Annotated in this window: 6 protein-coding genes; 3 read left to right on the top strand and 3 right to left on the bottom strand. The window is 57.6% G+C overall.

What is annotated here, in order from left to right:
* Positions 1-99: 99 nt before the first annotated feature.
* The 3 genes from EOA33_RS26930 (at position 100) to EOA33_RS26940 (ending at position 2,118) form a co-directional block, all read left to right on the top strand.
* On the top strand, positions 100-387 hold the full coding sequence (locus EOA33_RS26930) for a hypothetical protein (protein ID WP_127407015.1): 288 nt from the start codon (positions 100-102) through the stop codon (positions 385-387).
* 53 nt (positions 388-440) lie between these two features.
* Positions 441-743 carry a hypothetical protein gene (locus EOA33_RS26935; protein ID WP_127407016.1) on the top strand — a complete coding sequence of 101 codons (303 nt, stop codon included), beginning with the start codon at positions 441-443 and terminating at the stop codon, positions 741-743.
* A 400-nt stretch (positions 744-1,143) separates the two neighbouring features.
* Positions 1,144-2,118, top strand: a complete 975-nt coding sequence (locus EOA33_RS26940; RefSeq protein WP_245482445.1) for an NAD(P)/FAD-dependent oxidoreductase — start codon at positions 1,144-1,146, stop codon at positions 2,116-2,118.
* 17 nt (positions 2,119-2,135) lie between these two features.
* On the opposite strand, the gene EOA33_RS26945 is transcribed toward EOA33_RS26940, so the two are convergent.
* The 3 genes from EOA33_RS26945 to EOA33_RS26955 all read right to left on the bottom strand — a co-directional run.
* Entirely contained in the window at positions 2,136-2,678 is a 543-nt protein-coding gene (locus EOA33_RS26945) for an ATP-dependent Clp protease proteolytic subunit (RefSeq protein ID WP_127407017.1), read from the bottom strand.
* 375 nt (positions 2,679-3,053) lie between these two features.
* The gene (locus EOA33_RS26950) at positions 3,054-3,608 is read right to left on the bottom strand and encodes a hypothetical protein (RefSeq protein WP_127407018.1); all 555 of its coding nucleotides are present in this window, start codon (positions 3,606-3,608) and stop codon (positions 3,054-3,056) included.
* Between the two features lie 178 nt (positions 3,609-3,786).
* A partial coding sequence (locus EOA33_RS26955; RefSeq protein WP_145989298.1) for a low affinity iron permease family protein occupies positions 3,787-3,974 on the bottom strand: 188 nt, incomplete at its 5' end.

Below are 3,974 nucleotides of genomic sequence, written 5' to 3' on the forward strand. Positions count from 1 at the left end.
CTGTTCGGATTGACGGCGGTGGCTTGTCAAGTCGACCTCGATTCCATCGCAGACTGCTCACCGACTTCGCGCGTTGCCGTAAGGGAATAGGAGGAACGAGTGGGCAAATATCAGGCCAGCAGCGACCCAGTCTCCGAGAACTGCCCGTACGACCTCGACTTGTTCATGGAAAAGCACAGCCTCTCCAGGCGCGCAGCGCAAGTGATCCTGCACTCAAATGGTCCCTCGCGTATCCAATGCGATGCCGCAGCAGAAGCCTTTGTTCGCTTCAAGCAGTGGCGGGAGGATTCGAGAATGAAGCCACCTTCTCCGAGCATCAAGTCGAGCATCGGAGCGCCGAGCGCTTCACCGCAAAAGGCCAGCCGAAAAAGCCCGTCGATTGTTTGACGGCTGTGGGAACCGCAGCAGCGAACAGGTGTTGAGCTGCAAAGGAGATCAGAATGAGAGCGCAACCCGCAGGCAATATCCAGGCAGGAGAAGCGCAGGATAAGACGCCGGGCTTCGACCCTGCAGCCGTACCTCAAGAGACGGATGCGGAAGCGGCGGCCACGCGGACTTCTCCAAATCCCACAGCGAAGCACACGGCGAATTTTACAAACCAGGCAAGCTTTGCCAATGCGATGCGGCCTATGGATAGCGAGCCGGGCCTGCGGCCTGGCAATAACTGGCCGGTGCTGGTGATTGCTGCGGTCGTGGTCCTGGCTGCGGTCGTATTCGTGATCGCCGCAATGCTATCGCCCTAGATCAAGGAGATCGGTCACATTTCCGGAACAAGCTCGCGGCTACTCAGTTCGGCGCTAGGTCGGAGGTTGCAAGTGATGGCAAATCTGAGAGAGGTCCTAGATCTTCTATGGCGATGGAACCGCAAGCCGGCGCCCGAACCGCCCTCGCCCGTCGACGCGATCGTGCGCATACTACGTGAAACCAACAAGACCGAAGTCCATGATCCGCGTCAGAGCTCCCGCGATTAGTCTGTGCAGGACACGAGCAGCCGGATCACGTACGACGCTCTGAGTGGCTTTGCGTGTAACGGCCAATCAGAGGCTGCGGGGTTTCCATTCTTACAAATTGGAGATTGGTTCCAGGAATGCCGACAGATCGCGGAAACAATCCAATTGGCAGCCTGATGTCGCCAGCTCCGAGATGGTCGCGACAGATACTCTTCTTACTCCGGCTGGAACGCCGGCCACTTTCTCGTTGGGAGAAATGCGCAGATCCGCTGGAAAATGGTACGAGGTGGCAATAGTTGGTTGCGGGCCGGCCGGACTTGCGGCAGCCGTATATCTCGCAAGATTCCTGCGATCCTGCATCGTCTTCGACACAGGCGATGCGCGCGCGAAGCTAATTCCGAAGACCCGCAATTGTCCCGGCTTTCCACAGGGCATAAGCGGCAAGAGCCTATTGAAACGGCTCAAGCAGCAGGCAGTCAATTATGGTTCTCGAATAGTCCAAGGTTCCGTTGAACGGCTAGACAAGGAACAGGGCAAGTTTGTCCTTCAGACTTCTTTAGGACCAGTCAATGCCCGCTTTGTGATATTGGCAACGGGTGTGGTTGACCGTGCGCCGGCGATCCCCAATATCAAAACGGCTATAGAAAGGGGTTCGATTCGACTGTGTCCGGTCTGCGATGCGTACGAGGTTCGGGGACGTCGGGTAGGGGTCATAGGTCCCGAGGAGGATGCGCTTCGAGAGTCTATCTTCTTGAAAGACTTCACCCCGCATGTCTCGATCCTGTGCAATTTCCACTCCGACATCTCGACTGGGGGCCGGCGCCGGGCGAGACAAGCAGGAGTAGAGATCTGGGACGCAGTAGACGACGTGCTGCCGCATCCCTGTGGTTTTGAACTCTCCATGGTGGGCGGCGGCCTGGTCCCGATAGACGTTATCTATCCTTGCATGGGCTGTGATGTAAGAAGTGAGTTGGCTCTTGATATCGGGGCGGAATGTGATGACGAAGGCTATATCCTGGTCGGCAACCATCTCGAAACGACGATACCCAGGCTCTACGCAATCGGAGATGTCGCCAAGGCTCTCAACCAGATTGCGGTGGGCTTCGGTCATGCCGCGCTAGCAGCGACCCACATTCACAACGAGTTGCGTAAGCGTGATCGAAGCTGACCGCAAACCTTGATCCTTCAGTCGATGATGCGCGCAATCAGCCGAAGATCGAGCGCCTCCTGCGCCGTTAGATAGCAATTCTCCTTCGCCCGCTCGAAAAGGTCCTCGGCGGACATGCCACTTCCCCTCACGAAGTGTTCAAAATCCTCTCGTTCGACGCGCTCGGCCGTCTCCAGAGCCGCAAGCTCCTCGCGAATGACTTGCCGACACGACTTTATGGGTCCTTGAAGCGTAATCGTCTTTTCGATGTGACGTTCGTGAATCAGCAACGTAGTGTCCGGGCTGAGGAAGCGGTCCGCACATTCAAAAGCCGAAAAGATCGTAACACCGGCTGACATGACTGCGGTCTTGCCCACGACGTAGGCGCTTTTGCCGCTGTATCGCTGGAAAACCCGTATCTCCAGAGCCATGCGCTTCGCCGTATCCGCATCTCCGCCCTGTGTCATCAGTTCAAGGATCAGGTCTTCGTCGTTGGCCCTGACAGCACCGAGCTGCTTCATGAAAGCCAGGAACAGCTGATCATTTATCATGCCATTGACTTGAACATTTGAGCCGACCAAAAGCTTTTCGTCTCCCGGAGCTTCCTTTCGGCCGTTAGATCTCTGGCGTCATGCTAGGTCCATATTGGCCTTAGATCCCGGCGCCGCCGAACCTTCGGTCCTGGCAGTGCGGGAGTGGAAGCTGGGAGATTGGACCATGGACGTTTCCTTTGCATGGAAGCCTGGAAGGGGCCACAATGCGACTTAACAAACGATAGCGCCTGGAAAGGCCGAAAAATTTGGAAATGCTCCGAGACGCCAACTAGCGAGCGTTGTTATCGCTTGGCCTGATCGCTCTCTAAGTCGACGCGCCTCGCAAACTTGTCGGCTGCTCGCAGGCCCGCGCCGCTCCGGTCTCACCCAATTGCGAAAGAAGGCTCTCAAAACGTCTCCTGATCAGTTACTTGTGCCGTCTGCCACATGGCTCGCACCAGCACTGGCTTGGCGTGCGAGTTCAGCGTCGGAAACGTCGATGGTGCACAGCACGGTGCCGTGTTCATCTCGCACCCGCACCAGCCAGCCAGAGAGATCGTCCGTGCCAGGCTGAAGGTCAATCAAAAGGTCGATCGCACATCGGATTGCTTCCTTGCGAGCAGCCTCGAAGCTCGCCACGCCGGCTTGCGGAACCAGCCGGCCGCCATCCCCGTCCCGATACTCAAAGATATATAACCCGGCACCGCTCTGGGTTTGCGCAGAAGTGACTGCCACTTCGTCGAAATTGCCGTTGCTCTCGGCATCATAGTCGTTGGCAGCCGCGTCAAACGTGGCGGTCTGCACGAGCAACGCTTTGGCCCGACCGATTGCGCGGCTCTCGCCACCGCCCGCAAGAGGCTCTGCGTTTGCCATATCGACGCTAACGCGCTCGCCGCCCTCACCACAGAACGAAACGCGCAGGACAGGCTGCCCATTGTGGCCGATGGCCTCGCCGACTTCAGTCCGAACCAGCTGCATAGGATGAACTCCGCTTGTCTAGTGTGTATCGCCACCGGGCGCGCCTCCAAGCTTATGGGCACGCCTAGCTCAATGTGCATCCGGAGATGAAGTTCCAGCGCCTCCATGGTGCGATTGCAGGGCCCCGCGGATAACGCGGAGAAGAATGTGAGCGTCAGCCTTCTTCGAAACGCGCAGTCTACACATCTCGCGACCTTTCCTTCGCCCGGGCGCACGCTGCGCGAAACTCCTCAACCTCTTCCTCCGTCAGATGCTCGATGCCGATAAAGTCGTTCTTGCCCTGGCCGGAGCGGATCAACTCATCGAGCTTTGCCTGGATGGCGGCGCCATCGCGGTTCTGTGTATTCTGAATCAAGAAGACCATCA

Source organism: Mesorhizobium sp. M4A.F.Ca.ET.050.02.1.1, from assembly GCF_003997725.1.
Classification (GTDB): Bacteria; Pseudomonadota; Alphaproteobacteria; order Rhizobiales; family Rhizobiaceae; genus Mesorhizobium.